The organism is Streptomyces sp. NBC_00335 (genome assembly GCF_036127095.1).
GTDB lineage: Bacteria > Actinomycetota > Actinomycetes > Streptomycetales > Streptomycetaceae > Streptomyces.
In genome coordinates, this window is the sequence record NZ_CP108006.1 from 3,591,449 (window position 1) to 3,610,520 (window position 19,072).

Here is a 19,072-nt window from a genome sequence, read left to right on the forward strand (position 1 = left end):
GATGGTATGCCGCACGCTAGCCACCGGGGCAGGGCGCGAACCGCCGGTTCAGACGGGGCACACACGATCGAGCTACAGCGACAGTCCCCGCACCACCAGGTCCAGCAGCGCGCACACGAACAGCGCCATCCCGATGAAGCCGTTCACCGTGAAGAAGGCGCGGTTCAGGCGGGACAGGTCGTGCGGGGTGACGATGGTGTGCTCGTAGACGAAGGCCGCCACGACGATCAGCAGGCCGAGCCAGAACGGCCAGCCCGCGTCCGTCGCCACCGCGTACCAGGCCAGCAGGCCCGTGGTGACGACGTGTGCGCCGCGCGCGCCCCACAGGGCGGCCGGGATGCCGAAGCGGGCCGGGACGGACTTGACGCCCTCCGCGCGGTCCGCGGCCACGTCCTGGCAGGCGAAGATCAGGTCGAAGCCGCCGATCCACACGCCCACCGCGAGGCCGAGGATCACCGCGTCCCAGGACCACTCGCCGGTGATCGCGATCCAGGCACCGACCGGGCCCATCGCCTGGGCGATGCCGAGGATGGCGTGCGGGAAGTTCGTGAACCGCTTCCCGTACGGGTACACCACCATCGGCACCACGGCGACCGGCGCCAGCATCAGGCAGAGCGGGTTCAGCAGCGCCGCCGAGCCGAGGAAGACGGCCAGGGCGATCCCGGCCCCGGTCCAGGCGGAGCGGACCGAGACGGCGCCCGTCACCAGCTCGCGCCCGGCGGTCCGCGGGTTCCGCGCGTCGATCTCCCGGTCGATGATCCGGTTGGCGGCCATCGCGAAGGTCCGCAGCCCCACCATGCAGACGGTGACGAGCAGCAGCTCGACCCAGTGCATCCGCTCGTCGAGCGTGTACATGGCGGTGAGCGCGGCGATGTAGGCGAAGGGCAGCGCGAAGACCGAGTGCTCGATCATCACGAGCCGCAGGAACGCCTTGACCTTGCCGTTGGCCTGCGGCGCGGGACCGGATCCGACGACCTCGTCGGCGGTGGTCATCATGCGAGGGTTCTCCGGAAGTCTTCGAGGTCCGACAGCAGGTCTGCCGTGGGGAGCGTGCCGAGCTCCAGGGTCCACGGGCCCGCGTCGTGACCCTCGGGCGGGGTGACGTGGGCGGTCAGCTGCCAGGTGGTGGGAGACGGGCGCGCCTCCAGGCGCAGGAAGTTCCCGGCCTCGGCGGTGAACGGCTCGCCCGCGACCAGGGCGCGCTGGAGCTGCTCCGCGAAGTCGTCCGCCTCGATGTCCCGCGCGCCGGGCAGCTCGAAGCCGTCGCCCTCGCCGTCCTCGTCGAGCATCAGCGCCCAGACGTTGCCGGGGCCGGCGAACTCTTCCGGCGAGACGCCCGCCTCCGCGGCGGCCTCGCGGACGCCCGGGTCGGCCGGGTCGAGCTCCGGACGCACCAAGGCCACGTAGACCTCATCTGTGCCGATGAAGAGGGCGGGCCCTCCCGTCTCGATGTCGCTCACTGGGAGCCTCCTAGGGCAGAAAATGCCGTTTTGCCCCCAGGGCAGAACGCCACCGGGTAGCGTGCGTGTCGTGCGTTGCGAGAACCAAGCGCGTACAACGTGTCGCGCGAGAACCAAGCCGGCACGGCAACCTCCACAACTGCATACACCCGGGCTGGTTTCAACCCGGCTGGTGTTGATCGCGGAAGACTCGGTCGCTCGCTGAGCGACCGAGCGGCGTGAGCCAGGAATCCCCTTTCTTCGGTCAGGGGAGGATTCAAAGTCCGTATTCCTTCCAGCGGCGGTCCACGAGGGCCGCCGTTGTTGGGTCGGACTCGACCATGTCAGGCCAGCCGCCGTCGCGGGTGTAGCCCTCCGTCGGCAGCTTCTTCGTGGCGTCGATGCCCGCCTTGCCTCCCCAGAACTGCTGGTAGGAGGCGTGGTCCAGGTGGTCCACCGGGCCCTCCACGACGGTGAGGTCGCGGGCGTAGTCCGTGTTGCCGAGCGCGCGCCAGGAAACCTCGTGGAGGTCGTGGACGTCGCAGTCCTTGTCCACCACGATGATCAGCTTGGTCAGCGACATCATGTGCGCGCCCCAGATGGCGTGCATGACCTTCTGCGCGTGCTTCGGGTACTTCTTGTCGATCGAGACGATCGCGCAGTTGTGGAAGCCGCCCGACTCGGGGAGGTGGTAGTCCACGATGTCCGGGACGATGATCTTCAGCAGGGGGAGGAAGAAGCGTTCCGTCGCGCGCCCCAGCGGGCCGTCCTCGGTCGGCGGGCGGCCGACGACGATCGACTGGATCAGCGGACGCTTGCGCATCGTCACGCAGTCGATCGTCAGCGCGGGGAACGGCTCCTGCGGGGTGTAGAAGCCGGTGTGGTCGCCGAAGGGGCCCTCGGGGAGGGTCTCGCCGGGCTCCAGCCAGCCCTCGATGACCACCTCGGCGTTGGCCGGGACCTGGAGCGGGACCGTCTTACAGTCCACCATCTCGATCCGCTTGCCCGCCACGAACCCGGCGAACAGGTACTCGTCGATGTCGCCCGGCAGCGGCGCGGTCGAGGCGTACGTGACGGCCGGCGGGCAGCCGAAGGCGATCGCGACCGGCAGCCGCTCACCGCGCGCCGCGGCCACCGCGTAGTGGTTGCGGCTGTCCTTGTGGATCTGCCAGTGCATGCCGATGGTGCGCTTGTCGTGGCGCTGGAGGCGGTACAGGCCGAGGTTGCGCACGCCCGTCTCCGGGTGCTTGGTGTGCGTCAGGCCGAGGTTGAAGAAGGAGCCGCCGTCCTTGGGCCAGGTGAAGAGCGCCGGCAGCTGGTCCAGGTCCACGTCGTCTCCGGTGAGGACGACCTCCTGGACGGGCGCGGCATCGCCCTTCACCTTCTTCGGCGGCACGTGCACCATCGAGCCGAGCTTGCCGAAGGCCTCGCGGACGCCGATGAAGCCCTGCGGCAGCTCCGGCTTGAGCAGGCCGCCGATCTTCTCGCTGATCTCGGCGTACGACTTCAGCCCGAGGGCCTTCAGCAGGCGCCGGTCGGTGCCGAAGACGTTCATGGCCAGCGGCATCGCCGAGCCCTTGACGTTCTCGAAGAGCAGCGCGGGTCCGCCCGCCTTGTTCACTCTGTCGACGATCTCCCCGACCTCTAGGTACGGGTCCACTTCGGCCTTGATGCGCTTGAGGTCGCCCTCCCGCTCGAGGGCCCGGAGCAGCGAGCGGAGATCGTCGTAAGCCATGCGGGCAATTGTGGCATCCCCGCTCAGAGCCCGAACCGCGGCGGGCCCTCTACCCTGGAAGAGTCCACGGCGGGCCCGCCCGGCCCGCACCGTTCTTCTGGGGGTCGGTCCCACACCGTGCTGCGCTATCTGCCGTTCCTGCTGATCATCGCGCTGACCATCTACACCTTCATCGACTGCCTGAACACGCCGGAAGAAGAGGTCAAGCACCTTCCGAAGGTCGTCTGGGTCCTGATCATCCTGCTCTTCTCGATCGTCGGTCCGATCGTGTGGCTCTTCGCGGGCAAGAAGCGGGTACCCGGCGGCCCCGGCCGGCCGCGCCCGGGCCGCCGCACGTGGGTGGCGCCCGACGACAACCCGGAGTTCCTGAAGTCCCTGCGCGAGGAGCAGGACGAGAAGGACAAGGACAAGGAGTAGGGCCGGGTCCTACGGGGCTCCCGCGCCCGGCCGCGCCGGCGCCCGCTGCGCCGCCCGCTGCGCCGCCTGCGCGAAGGCCCGTACGGCGCCGGTGTCCTCGCCCGCGCGCCAGACCAGCCCGTACCCGACCGGCTCGGCGTCGGCCACCGGTACGTGGGTGATCCCGGGCCGGGCGTGGTAGGCCGCGGCGTGGGCCGAGGTCAGCAGGGCGCCCTGACCGGCCGCGACCAGCATCAGCGCCTCCTGCAGGTTCGTCACCTCCGGGCCGCGCCGGATCGGCCGGCCGCCCGGGGTGCGCGCCGGGGCCTGGTGTTCGCGCAGGTACGCGGGCAGGTCCCCGGCGACGCTCAGCAGCGCGACCCCCGCCAGCTCCTCCAGCGTCACGGAGTCCCGGGCGGCCAGCGGATGCCCGGCGGCCACGGCCAGCGCCCGCGCCTCGGTCAACAGCGCCGGCCCCTCCCCCAGATCGGGTTCGCGTACGGGGAACTCGGCGAAGGCCACGTCGAAGGCCCCGCCGCGCAGTTGCCCGTACGGGTCCGAGAGCGGCACCTCGCACACCTCGACGGTGATCCCGGGGTGCGTGGTGCGCAGGGCCTGCGCGGCGCGCAGGACGAGCTCGCCGGCGGGCGGGGTGGTGAAGCCGACGTGCAGCACCCCGTCGGCGGCGCGGGCCGTCGCCGCGGCCCGGTCCAGGGCGGCGGCGATCCCGCGGTGGTGGGGTTCCAGGTCGGCGCGGAGCTGGGCGCCGAGCGAGGTGAGGGCGACGCTGCGGCTGGTGCGCAGGAAGAGCGGGGCGCCGACGCGCCGTTCGAGGCGCTGCACCAGCTGGCTGACGCGGGCCCGGGAGAGCAGCATGCGCTCGGCGGTGCGGCCGAAGTGCAGTTCCTCGGCCAGGATCAGGAAGCAGTCCAGCTCATCGCGATCGGTAAGCATGGCTGAACGAACGTTGAGATCTTCGCCGTTGTTCCCGAACGGGCGGCAGGCGAGGGTGGTTGAGCCGGCAACTTCCCGCTCTTCCTTCCCTTGCTCCTCCTTCCGTTCTGCGAGGTCTCTCCATGGAAACCATCCGCGGGCGCCGACTCGGCGTCCTGCTCGTCCTGTGCGGCGCCATCTTCCTCGAAGGCATCGACGTCGCGATGCTGAACGTGGCCCTGCCGTCGATCCGCGCCGACCTCGGCCTCGAAACCGGCACGCTCCAGTGGGTGATGAGCGCCTACGTGCTCGGCTACGGCGGCTTCATGCTGCTCGGCGGCCGGGCGGCCGACCTCTTCGGACGCCGCCGGATGTTCATCGGCTGGCTGACGGTGTTCCTGCTCTTCTCCGGGCTCGGCGGATTCGCCACCGAGGGCTGGCAGCTGATCGCCGCCCGCTTCGTGACGGGGGTCGCCGCCGCCTTCATGACCCCGGCGGGCCTCTCCATCATCACCACCGGCTTCGACGAGGGCCCCCAGCGGGACAAGGCGCTGCTCGTGTACTCCGGCACGGCGGCGGCCGGGTTCTCCGTCGGGCTGGTCGCGGGCGGGCTGCTCGCCTCGGTGGGCTGGCGCTGGGTGTTCTTCGCTCCCGTGGCGCTGGCCGCGCTGATCCTGGCGGGCGCGCTGGCCTTCGTACCGAAGGAGGCCGGTTCCGAACGGGCCGCGCGCCGTGAGCGGGGCCGGATCGACGTGTGGGGCGGAGTGCTCGTCACCGCGGGCGTCGTACTGCTGGTCCTCGGCGTGGAGGAACTCGCGGCGCTGCCGGTGGTGGCGGGGCTGGCCCTGCTCGGGGCGTTCGCCCTCGTCGAGCGGCGCACTCCCGAGCCGCTGGTCCGGCTCGGCATCCTGCGCTCGCCCGGGCTGCTGCGGGCCAACGCGGCCGCGCTGCTGTTCTCGGCCGCGTTCTTCGGCTTCCAGTTCTTGGTGGTGCTCTACCTCCAGGAACTGCGCGGCTGGTCCACCCTGCAGACCAGCCTCGCGATGCTGGTGATCGGGATCGACGCGGTCCTCTCGCCGACCGTGGTGCCGAAGCTGCTGGCACGGTACGGGAACGGCCGGCTGATCTTCGGCGGCCTGCTGCTGGCGGCGCTGGCGTACGGGCTGTTCCTGCCGCTCGGCGCCGACTGGTCCTATCTGCTGATGCTGCCGAGCCTGATCCTGCTCGGCCTGGCCTTCGCCCTGGTCTACGGGCCGCTGACCATCGTCGCCACCGAGGGGGTCGCGGAGGAGGAGCAGGGCCTGGCGGGCGGTCTCCTCTACACCGCGTTCCAGTTCGGCGCGGCGCTCGGGCTGGCCGGGGTGACGGGGGTCGCCGCCGGCGCCGCCGACCCCCTGGAGGGGTTCCGGGCGGCGCTGATCGTCCCCTTCGTGGCGGTGCTGGTGGCCGCGGCCGTCAGCCTGCCGGGGCTCCGGCGGGGCTCACACCGCCCAGGGCAGGGGGCGGGTGCCCTCGGTGCCGGGTACGGAGACGAGGCCGTCGGCGCGCATGGCGACGTACACCTCGGTGTCGGCGAGGGCGTGGACGTGGCGCAGGAGGTCCGGGGGTAGCACCACGGCCTCACCTGCGGCGACCGTCTCGGTGCGGCCGCCGCAGGTGACGTCCAGGGCGCCGACGGTGACCGTCCAAACCTGCTCGCGGCTGACGGAGTGCTCGGGGCCGGTGATTCCGGCGGGGATGGCGGCGTGCCAGGTGCTCAGCTCGGCGCTGCCCCGGCTGGGGGAGGCGAAGCCGGTCATGGTCGCGTTCGGGGTGGTGATGACCTGGTCGGGGGACGGGGTGATGACGCGCACGGCGGGCCCTTCGCTTTCTCCGGCAGAGTGAGTCAAGCTGCTTTACTCACACGAGTAAAGCAGCTTGACTCACTTGTGTCACCATGTTTCCGTGACCGACCAAGACATCGCCGCACCGGACATCGAGCTGACCTTCCTCCTCGGCCTCGGCTTCCAGCTCCTTCTCGGCGAGTTCACCCGCCGCCTCGACGAAGCCGGGTACGCCGACGGCCTGCGCCCCCTGCACGGCATGGCCTTCCAGGCCCTGGGGCCCTCCGGCGCCACCGCGACGGAGCTCGCCGAGCGGCTCGGGGTGACCAAGCAGGCCGCCGGGCAGCTCGTGGACGACCTGGAGCGGCGCGGCTACCTGCGCCGCACCCCGCACCCCGAGGGAGGCCGCCGCAAGCTGGTGGTCCTGACCGAGGCGGCGACCGCCCACCTGGGGGCCGCCGGCCGGGTGCTGCACGCACTGGAGGCCGAGCTCGGCCGCGGCAGCGTCGACCTCGGCGCCCTGCGCACGGAACTGGGCCGCCTGGTCCACACCCTGAACGGGGACGGCCCCCTCCCGCCGCTGCGCCCCGCCTGGTGACGGAACGCCGGAGGGGCCGGGCCGCCTTTCGGCTGCCCGGCCCCTCCGGCGTTCCGTACGACCCGCGTCAGACGCCCGCGTACGAGTGCTTGCCGCTCAGCAGGATGTTCACGCCGTAGTAGTTCCAGATCCAGCAGGCGAACGCGAAGAGCGCGAGGTACGCGGCCTTGCGGCCCTTCCAGCCGGCCGTGGCACGGGCGTGCAGGTAGCAGGCGTACGCCACCCAGGTCACGAAGGACCAGACCTCCTTGGGGTCCCAGCCCCAGTAGCGGCCCCACGCGTCGCCGGCCCAGATCGCGCCCGCGATGATCGTGAAGGTCCACAGCGGGAAGACGGCCGCGTTGATGCGGTACGAGAACTTGTCGAGCGAGGCCGCCGACGGGAAGCGCTCCCAGACCGAGGTGGCGAACTTGCCCGGCTTGTCGCCGCGCGCGAGCTTCGCCTCGTAGGAGTCGCGGAAGAGGTACATGACCGCGCCGGCCGCGCCGATGTAGAAGACCGCGCCGCAGATGATCGCCGTGGAGACGTGGATCAGCAGCCAGTACGACTTCAGCGCGGGGACCAGCTGGTCGCTGTCGGTGTAGAGCACCGTGGTGGCGATGCCGAGGTCCAGCAGGACCGTGGTGACCAGGAACAGGCCGAGCCAGCGGACGTTCTTCTTCAGCGCGAGGAGCAGCAGGTACGCGCCGACGGCCACCGTGGAGAAGGTGATCGAGAACTCGTACATGTTGCCCCAGGGGGCCCGCTCCACCGACATCGCGCGGGCGACGACCCCGCCCGCGGCGAGGAGGAAGCCGAGGGTGGTCAGCGAGATCGCGATGCGCCCGTACAGGTCGCCCTGGACGGTGCCGCCGGCCGCGCCGGGGCCGTCCGGGACGTCACGGGTGCCGGAGGCGCTGCGCGTGACCACCTTGGGCTTGTCGAGGACGGCGGTGCCGGCCTTGCCCCGCACCTGGACGGCGGGGGCCGCGGCCGCGGCGGACGCGGGCCCGGAGCTGGTGAGCGCGGCGGCCGTACGGGCCACCTTGCTGCGGCTGCCGAAGATCCACTCGGCGATGTGGGCGAAGAAGGCGAGGGTGTAGACCGCCATGGACGCGTAGATCAGGTTGTTGCTGAGGTGAGCCAGACTCTCGTTGGCTGCGGCCGCGAGCTGCATCACGCGCGCTCCCCTTCGACTTCTTCGGCTTCTTCGGCAGGTTCGGGTTCGGGGTCGGTATCGGCGGCAGGTGGCGCGGGCGCCGCGCTCGGCGCCCGCTCGTGGAGCGCGCCGGCCAGGACCGCCAGCTCCTCCGGCACCTTGGCGGACTCGCTGCGGCCGAGGCCCGCCATCTCGACGACGGTCACGCCGTCCTCGCCGCGGACCGCACGCACCCAGACCCGGCGGCGCTGGATGAACAGGGAGCCCGCGAGTCCGGCGATGGCGGCGACGGCGCCCGCGAGGGCGAGGCCGCTGCCGGGCTGGTGGGTGATCGAGAAGGTCGCCCAGCGCTCGATGCCCTCGAACTTCACGGTGCCCTGGCCGCCGGGCAGTTCCATGGTCTCCCCGGGCAGCATCCGCTTGGCGAGCGGCTGGCCGTCCTCGGTCTTGAACTGCTGCATCTTGGAGGTGTCCAGCTGGTACACGTTCTGCGGCAGGCCCGAGTCCACCCCGAGGCTGCCGTGCCACGCGTTCAGCGCGAGCGCCGGGAAGTCCAGCTCCGGGAACTGCGAGAACATCGTGCCCTGGCCGGCGCCCGCGAAGGTCGGAACGAACATGGCGGCGAAGCCGAGCTGCGTCGTCTTCCCGTCCTTGTCCTTGTAGCCGTCGGTGACCTTGACGGCGCCGGTGGAGGTGAGGTTGCCGTCCTGCGGCAGCATCGGCACGGCGTCCTTGTAGACCACCTTGCCGGTGGAGTCGGTCACCGAGATGACCGGCGCGTAGCCGTGGCCGAGCAGGTAGACCTTGGAGCCGTCCACCTCCAGCGGCTTGTTGACCTGGATCTCGCGCTTCTCCGGCTTGCCGTGCGCCCCGTTGCTGAAGGTGACGTACGCCTTGAAGTCGCGCGGGGTGCCCTTCTGCGGTCCCGTGCGCTCGAAGGTGGCGTCGAACTTGTCCAGGGTGAAGGAGAAGGGCGGCAGGTCGTCAGGGTCGAAGAGGCCGCCGGCCTTGAAGTCGTCGTACTGGGTGAGCGTGTTCGAGAAGCCCTTGCCGCGCAGGACGAGCTTGCCGCCCTCGGACTTGAAGTACTGGCCCCAGGCGAAGGCGATCAGCATGACGATCAGCGCCACGTGGAAGATCAGGTTCCCGGCCTCGCGCAGGTAGCCCTTCTCCGCCGAGACCGATCCGGCGCCGGTCTCCGTACGGAAGCGGCGGCGGCCGAGCAGGCCGTGCGCGGTGGAGAGCACCTCGTCCGGGGAGACGTCCGTGCGCCACGTCGTGTACGCGGGCATCCGGTCCAGCCGCTTGGGCGCGGCCGGCGGCCGGCCGCTGAGCTGGCCGACGAACTGCCAGGAACGCGGCAGGATGCAGCCGATCAGCGAGATGAACAGCAGCAGGTAGATCGCGGAGAACCACACCGAGCTGTAGACGTCGAAGAGCTGGAGCTTCTCGGCCACGCCCACCCAGGAGGCGTGTTCCTTCTTCCAGGCGGCGACCTTCATCAGGTCGACCTGGTTCTGCGGGACCAGCGAGCCGGGGATGGACGCCAGCGACAGCATGAAGAGCAGGATCAGCGCCACCCGCATGGAGGTGAGCTGACGCCAGAACCAGCGGGCCCAGCCGAGCACCCCGATGCCCACGGGGCCGCCGGGGGCGTCCTCCAGGGGGGCGGTGGACAGCTGCGCGCCGGCGGCCGCCTCGGCCGTGGCTTCGGCTTCGGCGGAAGCGGAATCCTCGGACTCCGGGGCATCGTGCGGCGCCTCGGTGGACGCCTTGTCGGTCGTACTCATGTCCGTGTAGTCCTCAGATCCCCACCGTGAAGCCGCTGGTCCAGCCCTGCATGTCGCTGACGATGCTGCTCCAGATTCCTGTGACGAGCAGCAGACCGGTCAGGATCAGCATGCCGCCGCCGATCCTCATCACCCACGCATAGTGCTTCTTCACCCAGCCGAAGGCGCCGAGCGCCTTGCGGAAGGCGAGGGCGGTGGCGATGAACGGCAGCCCCAGCCCCAGACAGAAGACCACGGTCAGCAGCGCGCCGCGGCCGGCGGTGGCCTGCTCGATGGAGAGGGTGCCGACGGCGGCGAGGGTCGGGCCCATGCAGGGGGTCCAGCCGAGGCCGAAGAGCACGCCGAGCAGGGGTGCGCCGAGCAGTCCGACGGTCGGCTTCTTGTGGAAGCGGAACTCGCGCATCGTCAGACCGGGGATGGCGCCCATGAAGAACAGGCCGAGCAGGATCACCAGGCCGCCCAGGACCCGGGAGATGACTTCCTTGTTCGCGTCGAGGGTCTGCCCGAAGTAGCCGAACAGCGCGCCGGTCGAGACGAACACGGCCGTGAAGCCGAGGACGAACAGGCTCGCGCCGCCCAGCATCCGGCCGCGGCGGGCCTCGGCGAGGTCGGCGCCGCCGATGCCGGTCACGTAGGAGAGGTAGCCGGGGACCAGCGGCAGCACGCAGGGCGAGAAGAAGGAGATCAGCCCGGCGAGCAGGGCGATCGGCAGGGCCAGCAGCAGGGCGCCGTTGAGGACGGTCGTGTTCACGCCGGTCGCTTCGGCGGCGAGCACGGACCCTGAGAGCGCGGAGAGCTCGGTGACCACTGGGTCACTTCTCCGCGAGCAGCGGGTCGATCATCGAGCGCAGTTTCGCCTCGCTGAGCGCGGCCAGGGTGCGGGAGGCGATCTTGCCGTCCTTGTCGAGGACGAGCGTGGAGGGGATGGCGTTCGGGTTGAGCGTGCCCTTGGGGAACCGGAGCATCAGCTTGCCGTCCGGGTCGAAGAGGCTCGGGTAGGTGATCCCGTAGGTCTCTTCGAAGGAGAGGGCGTTCTGCTTGGTGTTGTCGCGGGTGTTGATGCCGACGAAGGCGACGGGCTGGCCGGCCGCCTCCAGTTCCTTGGCGACCTTCGCGAAGGACGGGGCCTCGGCCCGGCACGGCGGGCACCAGGAGCCCCAGACGTTGAGGACGACGACCTTGCCCTTGAGGGTGGTGGTGTCCAGGGTCTTGCCGTCCACCGTTTCCCCGTCGAGCTTGGGGGCGTCGGTGCGGTCGGCCTTGGCGACGGTGGAAATGCCGCTGGAGCCCGTCACGTAGTTGCCCCCGGCGGAACCGGAGGTCTTGCCGCCGTCGTCCCCGCACGCCGTGAGGGTGAGGGCGCCGGTGAGGGTCACCACGGTCAGCAGGGTGGCGCGGCCGCTGATCGAGCGGCTCCGAGGGGCGCGGCTAAAGCTCATGTGAAAAGTTTCGCATGAGCGCTTTGCGGATCTTCCGCGCCCCCCGGGGGGTGTGCTAAGCCGCTGGTCAGGCGCTGGCGAGATACGTGCCCCAGCCACCGGTCGGTGCCTGGCCGGGTCCGAGCGTGCGCAGTTTGGCCAGAACCTTGGGGTCCTGGACGTCCAGCCAGTCGGCGAACTGCCGGAAGGATACGAGGCGTACGTCCTTTTTGTCCGCCATGCCCTTGAGGGATTCCTCGACGGCGTCCATGTAGATGCCGCCGTTCCACTCCTCGAAGTGGTTGCCGATGAACAGGGGCGCGCGGTTGCTCTCGTAGGCCCGCTTGAAGCCGCCGAGGTAGGCGGCGGTGGCCTGGGTGCGCCAGGCCGGGTAGTTGGAGGGGACGCCCTTGGTGGTGTTCTTGGACTGGTTCGCGAGGATGTTGTAGTCCATCGACAGCACCTCGAAGGAGTGCCCGGGGAACGGCAGCGACTGCAGCGGCAGGTCCCACAGGCCTCCGCGCTTTTCCGGCCACTGCTGGAGGCCGCCGGGCGAGCTGGAGTCGTAGCGCCAGCCCAGCTTCCGCGCGGTGGGCAGCAGGTTGTCCCGGCCGAGCAGGCAGGGGGTGCGGGCGCCGGTCAGCTCCTTGCGGTAGTCGAAGGGCAGTGGTTCGAGGTCCGTCCAGCCGGTGTTGGTGCGCCAGTTGGTGACGAAGGACACGGCCTGGTCGATCTCGCTCTGCCAGTCCTCCGGAGTCCACTTGCCGACCGAGCCGGAGCCGCCGCAGAAGTGCCCGTTGAAGTGGGTGCCTATCTCGTGGCCGTCGAGCCAGGCCTCGCGCACGTACTTGAGGGTGTTGCGGACGTTCTCGTCCTTGAGGTAGCCGATGTCGGAGGCGCCGACGGGGTTGTTCGGGGGCCGGTAGAGGTGCTTCTTCGACTCGGGCAGGAGGTAGATGCCGGAGAGGAAGAAGGTCATCGCCGCGCCGTGGTCCTTGGCGAGCTTGAGGAACCGGGGGAAGAGGCCGTTGCCGATCTCGCCCGCGCCGTCCCAGCTGAACACCACGAACTGGGGCGGGGTCTCGCCCGGCTGGAGGGGTACGGGGGCGGCCGGCTGGTGCGGCTGCGGCCCGGTGTCGGCGGTGGATCCGTCGCCGATGGGCTTGACCACCGGGCCGGACGGCAGGGCGGGTCCGGTCGGGTTGGCCGGGCCCGGGTTGCCCGTTTCGGACGGGCCGCCGACGCTGCAGCCGGCGATGCCGGCCGCCGCGGCGGCTCCAAGTCCGAGTCCGAGTACTCCCCTTCGGCTGAAGCCGCGCATATCGCTCATGTAATTCATACAAACGGACATTTCGACGATGTCTAGGGGCGACACGACCGCGTCCGGCAACTTGTATGAAATTAGGCAGAGTCTTGACCAAACGGGCACGGCCCGAGGGCTTGCGCCTCGAACCGGGATGCGCCCCGGGACTCACGACTCCGGGCCCGGCCCCCAGGGGGGACGGGCCCGGCCATCGGTACCGCGCGGCCGGGGCTTAGGCCCCGAACGCCTTGGACTTGCCCTTCACCGGCTTCGCCCCCGCGAGGAGGTGCGCCGGGACCAGGTCCCGGGCCGGCTCGCTGTAGCCCACCGACACCAGCCGGTCGCCCTGGTACGTGAACGAGGTCAGCGAGGCCAGCGTGCACTGGCGGCGGCGCGGGTCGTGCCACAGCCGCCGCTTCTCCGCGAAGCTCCGTACGATCCAGATCGGCAGCTGGTGGCTGACCGCCACCGCCTCGTGGCCGCGGGCCGCGTCACGGGCGGTCTCGATCGCGCTCATCATCCGCACGACCTGCTCGACGTACGGCTCGCCCCAGGACGGCTTGAACGGGTTCGTCAGGTGCTTCCAGTTGTCGGGCCTGCGCAGCGCGCCGTCGCCGACCCCGAAGGTCTTGCCCTCGAAGACGTTGCCCGCCTCGATCAGCCGGCCGTCGGTCGCCAGCTCCAGCCCGTGCGACTTCGCGATCGGCGCCGCCGTCTCCTGGGCCCGCTCCAGCGGGGAGGCCACGACGTACGTCACGTCGCGGTTCTCCAGGTGCTCCGCGACCCGGTCCGCCATCTTGCGGCCCAGCTCGGAGAGGTGGTAACCGCCGCGGCGGCCGTAGAGGACCCCGTCCGGGTTGTGCACCTCGCCGTGGCGGACCACGTGGACGACGGTGATCTCGTTGCCCTCGGCAGGAGCCCCCGCGCTCGCTCCGGCACTCGCTCCGGCGCTCATGCGGTGGCCTCCGCGGCGGCCCGGGCGGCGGCCGGCAGCGCGGCCGCGATGCGCTCGATCGCCTTGTCGTCGTGGGCGGTGGACACGAACCACGACTCGAACGCCGACGGCGGCAGGTAGACGCCCTGCGCCAGCATCGAGTGGAAGAAGCCGTTGAAGCGGAAGGCTTCCTGCTTCTTCGCGTCGTCGTAGTTGCGGACCTCGTCCGCGGTGAAGAACACCGAGAACATGTTGGAGGCGGTCTGCAGCCGGTGCGCGACGCCCTCCTTGGTGAGCGCCTCGGTCACCAGCCCCTGGATCTGGAGCGACACCGCGTCGACCTTCTCGTACGCCGCCTCGTCCAGCAGCCGCAGCTGCGCGAGACCCGCGGCCGTCGCGATCGGGTTACCGGACAGCGTGCCCGCCTGGTAGACGGGACCCGCGGGCGCCAGGTGGCCCATGACGTCCGCACGGCCGCCGAACGCCGCCGCCGGGAAGCCGCCGCCCATGACCTTGCCGAAGGTCATCAGGTCGGGCTTGACCCCGTCCACGCCGTACCAGCCGGCGCGCGAGGTACGGAAACCGGTCATGACCTCGTCGGAGATGTACAGGGCGCCGTTCGCCCGGCACAGGTCGGCGAGCCCCTGGTTGAAGCCCTCCCCCGGAGTCACGACGCCCATGTTGCCGGGCGCCGCCTCGGTGATCACACAGGCGATCTCGCCGGGGTGCGCGGCGAAGGCCGCCCGGACCGATTCCAGATCGTTGTACGGGAGCACGATCGTGTCCCCGGCCTGCGCGCCCGTCACCCCCGGGGTGTCCGGCAGCGCGAAGGTCGCGAGCCCGGAGCCGGCGGCGGCCAGCAGCGAGTCCACGTGCCCGTGGTAACAGCCGGCGAACTTCACGATCTTGGCTCGGCCGGTGAACCCGCGGGCGAGACGGATCGCCGACATGGTCGCCTCGGTCCCGGAGGACACCAGACGCACCTGCTCAACGGGCTCGATCCGCGCGACGATCTCCTCGGCGAGCGCGACCTCGCCCTCACCGGGAGTACCGAAGGAGGTGCCGCGGACGACGGCGGCCTGGATGGCCTCCACCACGGCCGGGTGGGCATGGCCGAGGATCATCGGCCCCCACGAGCAGACCAGGTCGACGTACTCGCGCCCGTCGGCATCGGTCAGGTACGGACCGGTACCGGACACCATGAACCTGGGCGTTCCGCCCACGGCGCGGAAGGCGCGCACGGGAGAGTTCACGCCGCCAGGCGTCACGAGGGACGCGCGGTCAAAGAGAGTCTGCGAGACTTTGGCTTCATACGGGTACGGGTAGCTCACACCAGCCATGGTCTCATCAGGCCGCGACTGACTTGCGGACGGGCGTTTCACCGCGCCGCCCCGGGGGAGGTCACTGCCATGATGATCAGGCTGCGTGGCGGGGGTCACGGGGCCGGGGCAGGCAAGACACGTCGGGTGGAGATATGCAACGCGGTGGTGGACCGGGCGAGGGCACGGACGGCCTGGACCCGCAGCGCGCCCGCGAACGGCGCCGCGGCAAGCACCGCCGTCGTGCCACGGACGCGGCAGAACACGTACCGGGCCCCACGCAGGACCCCGACGGCCTCCCCAGGGGCCGCGGCATGGGCGTGACGTATAAATACTTCGGCGCCCCCGACGGGGCCACGGCCGCGCGCGTCCCCGTGACGATGCGCCCCGAGGAGCTCGGCGGCGACGAGCTCGGCATGGGCGGCATGTTCTCCAAGATCAAGCCAGAAACGGTCGCCGCGATGGTCCTGACCGGCATCGAGGGCATACCCCTGCACAAGGTGCCCCCGCTGGAACTGGTCGTCCTCCACCCCGACTACGCGGTCGTCAAACTCCCCATGACCGTCGTCGACCCGCTGCGCGGCATCGGCGAGGAATCGGTCGGCGCCGCCGCCTTCATCTGGTCCACGGTCCCCGACCGCGGCGGCCCCCGCGACGCCTTCAACGTCTACCAGCTCCTCCACGAGTGGCAGGACTTCAGCCACCGCCTCCACGAGGCGGGCCACCAGCCTTACTGCCTGGTCTGGCCTTAGGGGCCGCCCGGGGCTCACGGGCCCCGGTCGAGGTGCGCGGGCCCTGGAGCCGGTCGGTCAGGACACCGTCAGGATGATGCGGCCTCGGGAGCCGCCTTCCGACAGGCGGGCGTAGGCCTTCGGCGCCTCGGCCAGGGGGAACGACTCCGCCGTCCGCAGCGTGAGCTCCCCCGCGTCGACCAGCTTCACCAGCTGCGCCAGGTGCGCGCCGTCCGCCGCGACCTCCTGTTCCACCACGCGGACGCCCCGCTCCGCCGCCGGGGCCGCGCCGGGGATCAGGCCGATGTAGGCGCCGCCGTCCCGGACGAAGGCCAGGGCCGGTGCGCCGAGGACCGCCGTGTCCACGACCCCGTCCACCGCGGCGGCCGGAGCCGAGCCGCGCGGGACGAAGTGGGCCGCGCCCAGGGAGCGTACGAGGGCCTCGTCATCGGGTCCCGCCAGGGCCGTCACCACGTAGCCGGCCCGCGCCGCCAGCTGGACCGCGAGTCCGCCGACCGCTCCCGCCGCGCCGGTGACCAGGACCGAAGCCCCCGGGGCCAGGTCCAGCAGGTCCACCGCGCGGGCCGCGGTCAGGCCGCTCAGCGGCAGCGCCGCCGCCGCGACCCGGTCGACCGTGACGGGGGCCGGAGCGAGCGCCGACGCATCGAGCACCGCGTACTGCGCGTGCGTACCGAGCGGCTTGACCGTCCCGTAGTGCAGGCCGACCACCCGGTCGGACACCGCCCAGCCGTCCGTGTCCGCGCCGAGCTCGTCGATCTCGCCCACCAGGTCCCAGCCGAAGCCGAGCCGCTGCCCCTCGCCGCCGAAGACCCCGGCCAGTACCGCACCGTCGACCGGGTTCAGGCCGGCCGCCCGGACCCGTACGCGGACCTGCCCGGCGCCCGGCTGCGGGATCGCCACCCGTACGACCTCGATCCGGTCGGGGCCGCCGAAGCCCTCGGCCACTGCCGCCGACATCGTCGCCGGGCCGGTGGTGGTGGTGCTGGTGCTGGTGCTGGTCATCGCCATCGCCTCTTCCGCAGGTTCGCTCACTCGTTCGTTCTTTCCGGTGTTCCCGGTGAGAACTAACCTAGGGAGAGTTACTCTCGAATCGTAAGTACGTACTTCGGAGTGCGTACCCGACCCGGAAGTGGGGCACCCATGGCCACCCGTACCGCCGAGGCCCGCCGCGAAGAGGCCCGCGAGGCCTACGACGCCTTCCTCAAGGAGTGCCCCACCAGCCAGCTCCTGGCCCGCATCAGCGACAAGTGGGTCGGCCTCATCGTCAGCGCACTCACCCAGGCCGAGGACCGGACCATGCGCTACAGCGAGCTCGGCCGCAGGATCCCCGGCGTCAGCCAGAAGATGCTGACCCAGACCCTGCGCTCCCTGGAGCGCGACGGCCTCGTCGCCCGCACCGTCACACCCACCATCCCCGTCCGCGTCGACTACCGGCTCACCGACCTCGGCGGCAACCTCGGCTGCCTGCTCAGCTCGGTGAAGGAGTGGGCCGAGAACCACTTCGACGAGGTCAACGCCCACCGCCGGCTCCACGACGCCGCGACCGCGGCGACTGCGGACGCGTAGGGCCCCGCCCCTCGGCGCCGATCACCGGCGCCGGCCCCGGCCTCGCCCCCGGCCGTACGGGGACCCGCGCGCGCGGCCGCGTAAATCCGCGGCCGACCACCACCCCGCGATGGCATGCTGGCCCGGTGAACGGACCCGGCATTCAGCTCACCCTCGCCCCCGAACTGCACGTGTTCGCCGCGCCCGCGCGCCGCGGCACCCGCGTACCGACCACCACCGACGGCGCCTCCAGCCTCGGCCACGTCGTCGAATCGGCCGGCGTCCCCCTCACCGAAGTCGGCAGGATCCTCGTCGACGGCGCCGAGACGCCCCTCGCCCACGTGCCCCGAGCCGGCGAGTCCGTGGAGGTCTTCGGCGTCGACCGCCCCCAGCACCTCCCCGGCGTCCCCGGGGACACCCCGCTGCGCTTCCTCCTCGACGTCCACCTCGGCACCCTCGCCCGCCGCCTGCGGCTGCTGGGCGTCGACGCCGCGTACGAGAACGAGGACATCGGCGACCCGGCCCTGGCCACCCGCTCGGCCGCCGAGCAGCGCGTCCTGCTCTCCCGCGACCGCGGACTGCTGCGCCGCCGCGAGCTGTTCGCCGGCGCGTACGTCTACAGCGACAACCCCGACGAGCAAGTCCGCGACATCCTGGGCCGGTTCGCCCCGGCCCTCGCACCCTGGACCCGCTGCACCGCGTGCAACGGCACCCTGCGCGAGGCCGACAAGGACAGCGTCGGCGACCGGCTGGAGGGCGGCACGCAGCGCTCGTACGAGGTCTTCGCCGAGTGCGCCGCCTGCGAGCGCGTCTACTGGCGCGGCGCCCACCACGCCCGGCTGGAGCGGATCGTCGACGAGGCCGTGGCCGAGTTCGGCGAAGTCGGCACCCCGTAGCAGCGCATGCGTACGGGGCCGCACGCATGCGGCCCCGACTGCCCCTCCAACCCCGAAGGCCCCTCCGGCCCCGACAGGTCAGAACGCGTACGTGTCCCCCGTGTCCAGCGCCAGCACCACGTGCTCGTTGTTGGTCCGGTTCCGGTCGGTCGCGCCGCCGTTCCACCACGTGTCGACCCGCACCACCACCTCCGCGGCCGGCTCCTTCAGCCGCAGCGCCAGGCCGATGTGCCGCCCCCGACCGTGCAGCGGCAGTTCCCCGGTCTCGCACACCACCTCGCGCAGCCCGGCCCGCGCGCAGCCCTCCGCCAGCTCCTGCCGGTCCGCGAGTTCGGCCGACAGGCGCAGCCGTACGGTCGCGTTCGCCAGCGCGGACGGCCCCTCGTTCTCCGGGACCAGCAGGATCCGCAGCCGGCCCGCGGTCAGGGCGACCCGCCCGTGATAGGCCACATCGGCCTCGGCCTCGGGCCCGAACGCAGCCCCGTCCCCGGCCCCGGCGCGGGCGTTCCCCACACCGCTCCCCAGCCCGCCGAGCAGCACCAGCAGCCCGGCCATCACCACACTCCGTACGGCACCTCGGCGCACCGCGACCACCTCCACGCGCGGACGCTAGCCCTCCCACCCATCCGATGGTCGGACCATCACACGAACGAGGGCGAGCCCTCCTCCCCCACTCGCGCATTCGCCCCGCATAGGGTTCCGGCCATGCTCATCGCCCGTTCCGCCGCCCTCTTCGCCCTCGCCGCCCTCCTGGAGATCGGCGGCGCCTGGCTCGTCTGGCAAGGCGTCCGCGAGCACAAGGGCTGGGCCTGGATCGGCGCCGGAGTCATCGCGCTCGGCCTCTACGGCTTCGCCGCCACCCTCCAGCCCACGGGCGACTTCGCCCGCGTCCTCGCCGCCTACGGCGGGGTCTTCGTCGCCGGATCCCTCCTCTGGGGCGTGCTCGCCGACGGCTACCGGCCCGACCGCTGGGACATCGCGGGCGCCCTGATCTGCCTCGCCGGCACGGCGGTGATCATGTACGCCCCGCGCGGCCGGTGACCTGCGCCGCGA

At 71.5% G+C, this 19,072-nt stretch carries 20 protein-coding genes and 1 pseudogene; 7 read left to right on the top strand and 14 right to left on the bottom strand.

The window, feature by feature from the left end:
* Positions 1-72 precede the first annotated feature (72 nt).
* The 3 genes from mqnP to OHA37_RS16005 all read right to left on the bottom strand — a co-directional run bounded on the left by mqnP (position 73) and on the right by OHA37_RS16005 (position 3,174).
* A complete protein-coding gene (gene mqnP / locus OHA37_RS15995; RefSeq protein WP_266912831.1) occupies positions 73-993 on the bottom strand; it encodes a menaquinone biosynthesis prenyltransferase MqnP in 921 nt (306 codons plus the stop codon).
* Positions 993-1,460, bottom strand: a complete 468-nt coding sequence (locus OHA37_RS16000) for a hypothetical protein (RefSeq protein WP_266905756.1) — start codon at positions 1,458-1,460, stop codon at positions 993-995. The genes mqnP and OHA37_RS16000 overlap by 1 nt, the downstream gene beginning before the upstream one ends.
* Before the next feature lie 256 nt (positions 1,461-1,716).
* Entirely contained in the window at positions 1,717-3,174 is a 1,458-nt protein-coding gene (locus OHA37_RS16005; protein ID WP_266905758.1) for a menaquinone biosynthesis decarboxylase, read from the bottom strand.
* Between the two features lie 117 nt (positions 3,175-3,291).
* On the opposite strand from OHA37_RS16005, the gene OHA37_RS16010 reads away from it, so the two are divergent.
* Entirely contained in the window at positions 3,292-3,591 is a 300-nt protein-coding gene (locus tag OHA37_RS16010) for a PLD nuclease N-terminal domain-containing protein (protein WP_266905760.1), read from the top strand.
* Between the two features lie 9 nt (positions 3,592-3,600).
* Here the strand turns inward: OHA37_RS16010 and OHA37_RS16015 are convergent, their stop codons facing one another.
* Positions 3,601-4,524, bottom strand: a complete 924-nt coding sequence (locus tag OHA37_RS16015; RefSeq protein WP_266905762.1) for a LysR family transcriptional regulator — start codon at positions 4,522-4,524, stop codon at positions 3,601-3,603.
* Between the two features lie 122 nt (positions 4,525-4,646).
* Here OHA37_RS16015 and OHA37_RS16020 point away from each other — a divergent pair, with 122 nt between their 5' ends.
* On the top strand, positions 4,647-6,113 hold the full coding sequence (locus tag OHA37_RS16020; RefSeq protein WP_266905764.1) for an MFS transporter: 1,467 nt from the start codon (positions 4,647-4,649) through the stop codon (positions 6,111-6,113).
* Positions 6,114-6,125: 12 nt separating this feature from the next.
* Here the strand turns inward: OHA37_RS16020 and OHA37_RS16025 are convergent.
* Positions 6,126-6,302: pseudogene (locus OHA37_RS16025) on the bottom strand (cupin domain-containing protein); the annotation flags it as partial.
* Positions 6,303-6,447: 145 nt separating this feature from the next.
* Between OHA37_RS16025 and OHA37_RS16030 the strand changes: the two are divergent.
* Entirely contained in the window at positions 6,448-6,924 is a 477-nt protein-coding gene (locus OHA37_RS16030) for a MarR family winged helix-turn-helix transcriptional regulator (RefSeq protein WP_266905766.1), read from the top strand.
* Positions 6,925-6,991: 67 nt separating this feature from the next.
* On the opposite strand, the gene ccsB is transcribed toward OHA37_RS16030, so the two are convergent.
* From ccsB to hemL, 7 genes are all read right to left on the bottom strand, one after another.
* Complete coding sequence (gene ccsB / locus OHA37_RS16035; RefSeq protein ID WP_266912833.1) at positions 6,992-8,080, bottom strand: c-type cytochrome biogenesis protein CcsB; 1,089 nt, start codon at positions 8,078-8,080, stop codon at positions 6,992-6,994.
* Complete coding sequence (gene resB / locus OHA37_RS16040; protein ID WP_266905768.1) at positions 8,080-9,852, bottom strand: cytochrome c biogenesis protein ResB; 1,773 nt, start codon at positions 9,850-9,852, stop codon at positions 8,080-8,082. The genes ccsB and resB overlap by 1 nt, the downstream gene beginning before the upstream one ends.
* Before the next feature lie 13 nt (positions 9,853-9,865).
* Complete coding sequence (locus OHA37_RS16045) at positions 9,866-10,660, bottom strand: cytochrome c biogenesis CcdA family protein (protein WP_443046172.1); 795 nt, start codon at positions 10,658-10,660, stop codon at positions 9,866-9,868.
* A gap of 4 nt (positions 10,661-10,664) precedes the next feature.
* Positions 10,665-11,291, bottom strand: coding sequence for a TlpA family protein disulfide reductase (locus tag OHA37_RS16050; RefSeq protein ID WP_266905770.1), 627 nt, complete (start codon positions 11,289-11,291; stop codon positions 10,665-10,667).
* Between the two features lie 67 nt (positions 11,292-11,358).
* Positions 11,359-12,591 carry a hypothetical protein gene (locus tag OHA37_RS16055; RefSeq protein ID WP_266912838.1) on the bottom strand — a complete coding sequence of 411 codons (1,233 nt, stop codon included), beginning with the start codon at positions 12,589-12,591 and terminating at the stop codon, positions 11,359-11,361.
* Between the two features lie 214 nt (positions 12,592-12,805).
* Entirely contained in the window at positions 12,806-13,528 is a 723-nt protein-coding gene (locus OHA37_RS16060) for a histidine phosphatase family protein (protein ID WP_266905772.1), read from the bottom strand.
* A complete protein-coding gene (gene hemL / locus OHA37_RS16065) occupies positions 13,525-14,847 on the bottom strand; it encodes a glutamate-1-semialdehyde 2,1-aminomutase (protein WP_266905774.1) in 1,323 nt (440 codons plus the stop codon). Before hemL ends, OHA37_RS16060 begins: the two co-directional genes overlap by 4 nt.
* A 293-nt stretch (positions 14,848-15,140) precedes the next feature.
* Here hemL and OHA37_RS16070 point away from each other — a divergent pair, with 293 nt between their 5' ends.
* Positions 15,141-15,578, top strand: coding sequence for a hypothetical protein (locus OHA37_RS16070; RefSeq protein ID WP_243340142.1), 438 nt, complete (start codon positions 15,141-15,143; stop codon positions 15,576-15,578).
* 57 nt (positions 15,579-15,635) lie between these two features.
* On the opposite strand, the gene OHA37_RS16075 is transcribed toward OHA37_RS16070, so the two are convergent.
* A complete protein-coding gene (locus tag OHA37_RS16075) occupies positions 15,636-16,535 on the bottom strand; it encodes an NADP-dependent oxidoreductase (protein ID WP_266912840.1) in 900 nt (299 codons plus the stop codon).
* Positions 16,536-16,718: 183 nt separating this feature from the next.
* Between OHA37_RS16075 and OHA37_RS16080 the strand changes: the two genes are divergently transcribed.
* Positions 16,719-17,144, top strand: a complete 426-nt coding sequence (locus OHA37_RS16080) for a winged helix-turn-helix transcriptional regulator (protein ID WP_266905776.1) — start codon at positions 16,719-16,721, stop codon at positions 17,142-17,144.
* A gap of 125 nt (positions 17,145-17,269) precedes the next feature.
* On the top strand, positions 17,270-18,019 hold the full coding sequence (locus tag OHA37_RS16085) for a Mut7-C RNAse domain-containing protein (protein WP_266905778.1): 750 nt from the start codon (positions 17,270-17,272) through the stop codon (positions 18,017-18,019).
* A gap of 78 nt (positions 18,020-18,097) precedes the next feature.
* On the opposite strand, the gene OHA37_RS16090 is transcribed toward OHA37_RS16085, so the two are convergent.
* Positions 18,098-18,619: a hypothetical protein gene (locus tag OHA37_RS16090; RefSeq protein WP_266905780.1), complete on the bottom strand. Its 522-nt coding sequence runs from the start codon at positions 18,617-18,619 to the stop codon at positions 18,098-18,100.
* Positions 18,620-18,724: 105 nt separating this feature from the next.
* Here OHA37_RS16090 and OHA37_RS16095 point away from each other — a divergent pair, with 105 nt between their 5' ends.
* Positions 18,725-19,060, top strand: a complete 336-nt coding sequence (locus tag OHA37_RS16095; RefSeq protein WP_266905782.1) for a YnfA family protein — start codon at positions 18,725-18,727, stop codon at positions 19,058-19,060.
* Positions 19,061-19,072 lie beyond the last annotated feature (12 nt).

Bases quoted from the DNA above. Each gene is read 5' to 3' on its own strand.
- ccsB (WP_266912833.1), bottom strand. From the start codon at position 8,080: ATGCAGCTCGCGGCCGCAGCCAACGAGAGTCTGGCTCACCTCAGCAAC.
- OHA37_RS16070 (WP_243340142.1), top strand. From the start codon at position 15,141: ATGGGCGTGACGTATAAATACTTCGGCGCCCCCGACGGGGCCACGGCC.
- OHA37_RS16075 (WP_266912840.1), bottom strand. From the start codon at position 16,535: ATGTCGGCGGCAGTGGCCGAGGGCTTCGGCGGCCCCGACCGGATCGAG.
- mqnP (WP_266912831.1), bottom strand. From the start codon at position 993: ATGACCACCGCCGACGAGGTCGTCGGATCCGGTCCCGCGCCGCAGGCC.
- resB (WP_266905768.1), bottom strand. From the start codon at position 9,852: ATGAGTACGACCGACAAGGCGTCCACCGAGGCGCCGCACGATGCCCCG.
- hemL (WP_266905774.1), bottom strand. From the start codon at position 14,847: ATGGCTGGTGTGAGCTACCCGTACCCGTATGAAGCCAAAGTCTCGCAG.
- OHA37_RS16050 (WP_266905770.1), bottom strand. From the start codon at position 11,291: ATGAGCTTTAGCCGCGCCCCTCGGAGCCGCTCGATCAGCGGCCGCGCC.
- OHA37_RS16020 (WP_266905764.1), top strand. From the start codon at position 4,647: ATGGAAACCATCCGCGGGCGCCGACTCGGCGTCCTGCTCGTCCTGTGC.
- OHA37_RS16015 (WP_266905762.1), bottom strand. From the start codon at position 4,524: ATGCTTACCGATCGCGATGAGCTGGACTGCTTCCTGATCCTGGCCGAG.
- OHA37_RS16080 (WP_266905776.1), top strand. From the start codon at position 16,719: ATGGCCACCCGTACCGCCGAGGCCCGCCGCGAAGAGGCCCGCGAGGCC.
- OHA37_RS16005 (WP_266905758.1), bottom strand. From the start codon at position 3,174: ATGGCTTACGACGATCTCCGCTCGCTGCTCCGGGCCCTCGAGCGGGAG.
- OHA37_RS16055 (WP_266912838.1), bottom strand. From the start codon at position 12,591: ATGCGCGGCTTCAGCCGAAGGGGAGTACTCGGACTCGGACTTGGAGCC.
- OHA37_RS16060 (WP_266905772.1), bottom strand. From the start codon at position 13,528: ATGAGCGCCGGAGCGAGTGCCGGAGCGAGCGCGGGGGCTCCTGCCGAG.
- OHA37_RS16095 (WP_266905782.1), top strand. From the start codon at position 18,725: ATGCTCATCGCCCGTTCCGCCGCCCTCTTCGCCCTCGCCGCCCTCCTG.